General features: G+C 75.4%; 6 protein-coding genes. 4 read left to right on the top strand and 2 right to left on the bottom strand.

Going from position 1 to position 5,190, the window contains the following annotated elements:
* Positions 1 to 114: 114 nt before the first annotated feature.
* The 3 genes from thiE (at position 115) to GFJ45_RS15020 (ending at position 1,874) form a co-directional block, all read left to right on the top strand.
* Positions 115 to 753 (top strand): thiamine phosphate synthase, encoded by a 639-nt coding sequence (gene thiE, locus GFJ45_RS15030; protein ID WP_228387122.1) that lies wholly within the window; start codon positions 115 to 117, stop codon positions 751 to 753.
* Positions 750 to 1,553: a bifunctional hydroxymethylpyrimidine kinase/phosphomethylpyrimidine kinase gene (gene thiD / locus GFJ45_RS15025; protein WP_153398637.1), complete on the top strand. Its 804-nt coding sequence runs from the start codon at positions 750 to 752 to the stop codon at positions 1,551 to 1,553. The genes thiE and thiD overlap by 4 nt, the downstream gene beginning before the upstream one ends.
* An 84-nt stretch (positions 1,554 to 1,637) precedes the next feature.
* On the top strand, positions 1,638 to 1,874 hold the full coding sequence (locus tag GFJ45_RS15020) for a hypothetical protein (protein WP_153398635.1): 237 nt from the start codon (positions 1,638 to 1,640) through the stop codon (positions 1,872 to 1,874).
* 111 nt (positions 1,875 to 1,985) lie between these two features.
* Here GFJ45_RS15020 and GFJ45_RS15015 read toward each other — a convergent pair whose 3' ends face one another.
* On the bottom strand, positions 1,986 to 2,906 hold the full coding sequence (locus GFJ45_RS15015) for a LysR family transcriptional regulator (protein ID WP_153398633.1): 921 nt from the start codon (positions 2,904 to 2,906) through the stop codon (positions 1,986 to 1,988).
* 73 nt (positions 2,907 to 2,979) lie between these two features.
* Between GFJ45_RS15015 and GFJ45_RS15010 the strand changes: the two genes are divergently transcribed.
* Positions 2,980 to 3,891 carry an EamA family transporter gene (locus GFJ45_RS15010; protein WP_153398631.1) on the top strand — a complete coding sequence of 304 codons (912 nt, stop codon included), beginning with the start codon at positions 2,980 to 2,982 and terminating at the stop codon, positions 3,889 to 3,891.
* A gap of 32 nt (positions 3,892 to 3,923) precedes the next feature.
* Here GFJ45_RS15010 and GFJ45_RS15005 read toward each other — a convergent pair whose 3' ends face one another.
* The gene (locus tag GFJ45_RS15005; protein WP_153398629.1) at positions 3,924 to 5,120 is read right to left on the bottom strand and encodes an MFS transporter; all 1,197 of its coding nucleotides are present in this window, start codon (positions 5,118 to 5,120) and stop codon (positions 3,924 to 3,926) included.
* Between the last annotated feature and the right edge of the window lie 70 nt (positions 5,121 to 5,190).

Raw genomic sequence — 5,190 nt, 5'->3', positions numbered from 1 at the left:
CGCGGCCGACGCCGCCGCCGAGTCCACCCGCGGGCCGGGCGGCTTCGCCGCGGCGCTGGTCGACGAGCTGTACCTCCTCACTCCCGAGCGGCTCGCCGAGCAGGTGCGGCTGTCGTGAGGCGGCCGCTGGACCTGTCGCTCTACCTCGTCACTGACACCGCCCTGTGCGCGCGGCGCGGGCTGGCCGAGACCGTCCGCCAGGCGGTCGCCGCGGGCGTGACCGTGGTGCAGCTGCGCGACCCCGATGCCGACGACCAGGCGGTGGTCGCGATGGGGCGCCGGCTGCGGGAGGTGCTGGCCGGGACCGGTGTCCCGCTGCTGGTCAACGACCGCCCGCACCTGGTCGCCGAGATCGGCGCCGACGGGGCCCACGTCGGCCAGGGCGACACCGAGCCGGTCGCGGCGCGGGAGGCGCTGGGCGCGGACCGCTACCTGGGGCTGTCCGTGCACGACCTGGGCCAGCTGGAGCGTGCCAGCGCGCTGCCGGAGGGGACCGTCGACTACCTCGGGGTGGGCCCGGTGTGGTCGACGGCGACCAAGCCGGCCGCCGAGGACGCGATCGGGGTCGAGGGGGTGGCCGAGCTGGCCCTCGAGAGCCGGTGGCCGTGCGTGGCGATCGGCGGGATCGACGCTGCCCGGGCGAGCGATCTCCGGGAGCGGGTCCCGCAGCTGGCGGGCGTCGCCGTGGTCAGCGCGATCTGCGCCGCCGACGACGTCGCGGCCGCCACCGGGGCGCTGCGGGACCGGCCGTGACCGCCCCGCCGAAGGTGCTCTCCATCGCCGGGTCCGACTCCTCCGGCGGTGCCGGGATCCAGGCGGACCTGAAGACGTTCAGCGCGCTGGGCGCCTACGGCTGCGCCGCGATGACCGCGCTCACCGCGCAGAGCACCCAGGGCGTGACCGGCGTGCACGTGGTGCCGGCGGAGTTCGTGCGCGAGCAGGTCCTCACGCTGGTCGACGACGTGCGGCTGGACGCGGTCAAGCTGGGCATGCTGGCCACCGCCGCGACCGTGGAGACCGTGACCGAGCTGGTCCGTGACCGGTTGCACTGCCCGGTCGTGCTGGACCCGGTGATGGTCTCGACGGCCGGCTCCCGGCTGCTCGACGAGGACGCGGTCGCGGCGATGGCCCGGCTGCTCCCCCACGCCGCCCTGGTCACGCCCAACATCCCCGAGGCGGCAGTGCTGCTCGGCGTCGACCCCGCCGAGGACGTGGCCGGCATGACCGAGCAGGCCCGCGCGCTGCGCGACCTCGGCGTGCCCCGGGTGCTGCTCAAGGGCGGCCACCGGGACGTCTCCGTCGCGACCGATGTGTGGGTGGGCGAGGACGGTCGGGTGCGGGAGCTCAGCGCCGCACGGGTGGACACCGTCCACACCCACGGCACCGGGTGCTCGCTGTCCTCGGCCATCGCCGCGCTGCTGCCGCAGCACGCGAGCTGGCTGCCGGCGGTCTCCGCGGCCAAGGAGTGGCTGACTGGCGCGCTGCAGCGCGGCCACACGCTCCAGATCGGCCAGGGCGCGGGCCCGGTGCACCACTTCTACCGCTGGTGGTGAGCCGGCCGGTCCGCCGGGCGGCCGGCGGCGCTGGCGAGGCCCGCCACTACCCTGCGGCTGAGGCCAACACCGGAGGGGGAACGCATGGAGCCGTCGACCAGCAACACCACCAGTCACATCCGGGTGGAGACGATCCGGCTGGTGGCCGCGGTCGCGGTGTGCCTGATCGGAGCATTCCTCTGGTTCACCACCGAGGATCTCGCCCGGTGGTTCGCCGGCTTCCAGGCCGCCTTCGGCATGGTGTGGAGCTGCCACCAGGCCTGGGTCCTGCACCGCGCCCGCCAGCATCGGGCCACCGAGGACCGTCCGCCGGCCCGGTAGCGGCCCCGGCTGCCCCGTCACGGCTCGGCGGCCGCGAACGTGGAGCGAAAGGTGCGCTCGGGCGCACGGTTCGCTACACCCAGTCAGGGCCGCGGGTCCGGTGCGCCGCTGCTACCGCTGGTGGTCCGGGGCGCCGGCAGCGGCGGCCCGCAGCGCCTCCAGGCCGGCCGCGACGACTGGATGGCTGACGCTGCCCCGGCGCACGCAGGCGACGACCCGCCGGGCGGGCACCGGCCGGCCCCGCAGCGGGACCCGCACCACCGGGTGCTCCCTGGGGATGGGCACCAGCCGGGGCAGCAGGCACACCCCGAACCCCGCCGCGACCATCGCGGACACCGCGTACCACTCCTTGACCTGGTGCGTGACGTGCGGCGTGAACCCCGCGCTCGCGCAGGCGACGCTGAGCAGGGCGAAGCTGTCGTTGTTGTGGCGCTTGACGATCCACGCCTCGCCGGCGGCCTCGGTGAGCGCCACCCCCTCGGACCTGGCGAGCCGATGACCCGCCGGGACCAGCAGGTCCAGCGGGTCCTCCAGCAGATGGTGCTGCTCGAGCCGGGCGTCGGTGGCCGGCGGCGCCTGCGGCGTGGGGAGCACGACCGCCAGGTCCGCCTCGTCAGCGAGCAGGAGCTGGTAGCAGGCCGCGCTCTCCTCCTCCAGGACCAGCGTGTCGAGCCGGGGATGGACCTCCCGCAGCCGGGCCAGGGCGGGGGCGGCGAGGGCGGCCACCGCCGAGGAGACGCCACACATCCGCAACGTCCCGGTGACCTGCTCGCCGAGCGAGGCGAGGTCGGCCTTGGCCCGCTCCCACTGCTGCCGCAGGAGCGCACCGTGCTCGAGGAGCACCAGGGCCTCCGGCGTCAGCCGCACCCCTCGGCCCTCGTGCCGTAGCAGCGGAGCGCCCACCTCGTGCGCCAGCTGGTTCAGCTGCTGGGAGACCGCCGAGGGGGTCAGGTGCAGTGCCTGGGCCGCCGCCGTCACCGTCCGGTGCTCGGCGACCGCCTGCAGGGCAGCCAGCCGGCGCAGATCGATCATGTAGTGATCCTAGACGGTACTGTCCATAATCATTCGCTGGACGTTCACGATTCGGCCGCGAATGCTGGGGGACATGGCACCTGTTCCAGCGCCCCTGCTCGTGCTCGGCAGCGTCGTCAGCATCCAGTTCGGGCAGGCCCTGGGGAAGAGCCTGTTCGACGAGGTCGGTGCCACGGGGGCGGTGGCACTGCGCCTCGGCCTGGCAGCGGTCATCCTCGGCCTCCTGCACCGGCCGGCACCGCCGCGGACCCGCGCGGAGGTGGTCACCGTCCTGGGGCTGGGGACCGCTATCGCCGGGATGAACCTGATCTACCTCGCGCTGGTGTACCTGCCGCTGGGCCTGGCGACCTCGCTGCAGCTGCTCGGCCCGATTGCGCTGGCGCTGGTGACCTCCCGGCGCTGGCGCCACGGTGCGCTGGCTGTCCTCGCCGGTGGTGGGGTCTGGCTGTTCCACGGTGGGGATGTCACGGCCTTCTCCCTGCCCGGCGTCCTGCTGGCGCTCGCCTCCGGAGCCGCGATGGCGGCCTACCTGCTGCTGAGCAGCCGGGCCGGGCAGGCGTCGCCGAACGGCCGGCCGCTGGCGCTCGCCGTGACGTGGGCGGCGCTGCTGACGGTGCCGCTCGGGGTCGCGCAGGGCGGCACGGCGCTGCTCGAGCCGCCGACCCTGGCGACCGGGCTGGTCGTGGCGGTCCTCTCGGCCGTGCTCCCCTACTCACTCGAGCTCGCCGCGCTGCGACGGCTGCCACCGAGGACGGTCGGCGTCCTGCAGAGCCTGGAGCCCGCCACGGCGGGGCTGGCGGGCACCGTCGTGCTCGCCGAGCAGCTGCGGGCGGTGCAGTGGCTGGCCCTCGGCTGCGTGAGCGCGGCGAGCGCCGGGACCGTCGCCCTCGGTCGGGCGCGGCCTCCCGGCCACGGCGAGCCCGTTCCTCGAGCGCCCGGCCACGGGCAGGAGGTCCGTGCCGGCCGGCCGGCAAGGACCAGCTGACTCCGGGTCGGGCCGGCCGGGTCGCACGGCCGCTACCGCAGGTGCGGCAGCTCGTCGTCCACGTCACCGGGCGCGGCGGCGACCAGGCCGGCACCCACGAGCACCACCGAGCTGCACGCCAGCACGATCAGCGGGGCGGTCCAGCTGCCGGTGGCCTCCAGCAGCGAGCCGATGGCGACCGGGCCGAGCCCGGCCAGCAGGTAGCCGTGCGACTGGGTGAAGCCGGAGACCCGGCTGGTGATCCGCGGGTCCCGGGTGCGCAGCGTGAACAGCGCGATGGCCAGTGGGAAGGACGCCCCGCTCAGCCCCAGGAACACCGCCCACAGCCACGGCAGCGTCGTCGGGGCCAGCAGGATGCCGGTGTAGCCCATCGCCAGCAGCAGCCCCAGCACCAGGATGACCGGCCGCACGTCGGCGACCCGGGAGACCAGGGCGGGCATGGCGATGCCGGCGGGGATGCCTAAGACCGCGATGATGGAGGCCATCAGCCCGGCCGTCGTCTGGTCGAGGCCGCCGTCGCGGTAGGCCTGTGCGATCCAGGCGAACTGCACGTATGCCTGGGTCGACTGCGCGGCGAAGAACACGGCCATGGCCACCGCCTTGCGCGAGCGCGCCACGCTCCAGATCGACCAGGCCACCGAGCGCTGCCCCGGCACGCGGCGCCGGCGCTCGGCCAGCGCGTACCAGGACCACGGCAGCACGGCGACCGCCGCGGTGAGGCCCCACACCCCGGTAGCGGCTCGCCACCCGCCCGGGAGCGTGGTCGCCAGCGGGGCGGTCACCGCGGCGGGCACGCTCGCGCCGACCGCCAGTCCGGCGCTGTAGAGCCCGGTCATCAGGGCGGGCCGGCCGGGGAACTGCCGCTTGACGAAGGCGGGGACCAGCACGTTGCCGACCGCCATGCCGGCGAACGCGAGCAGGGTCAGCGCCAGGAACGGCCCGACGTCGTCGACGGCGGCCCGGCCCAGCAGCCCGACGGCGGCGGCCAGGGCGCCGAGCATGATCGCCCCGTTGATGCCGACCCGGATGGCGAAGGTGACCGCCAGCGCCCCGAACACCGCGAACGCCAGCCCGGGCAGCGCCCCCAGCACCCCGGCTGTCGTGGCGCTCATCCCCAGGTCGGCGCGGACCTCGGCCATCACCGGCCCCACGCTGGAGGCGCCCGGTCGCAGGTTGACGGCGACCAGCAGCACCGCCACGGCGGCGAGCAGGGCCCCGGGCGCGGGCATGGGAGCTGGCGGTCGAGCTGACGGACCGGTTCGGCGGGGACCACGAGGAGCGGTGGTGCTGGCTGCTGGA

The organism is Ornithinicoccus halotolerans (assembly GCF_009602535.1).
Taxonomy (GTDB): Bacteria; Actinomycetota; Actinomycetes; order Actinomycetales; family Dermatophilaceae; genus Ornithinicoccus; species Ornithinicoccus halotolerans.
The sequence above is the reverse complement of the archived record's forward strand: the minus strand, read 5'-3'. Positions and strand labels throughout refer to the sequence as shown.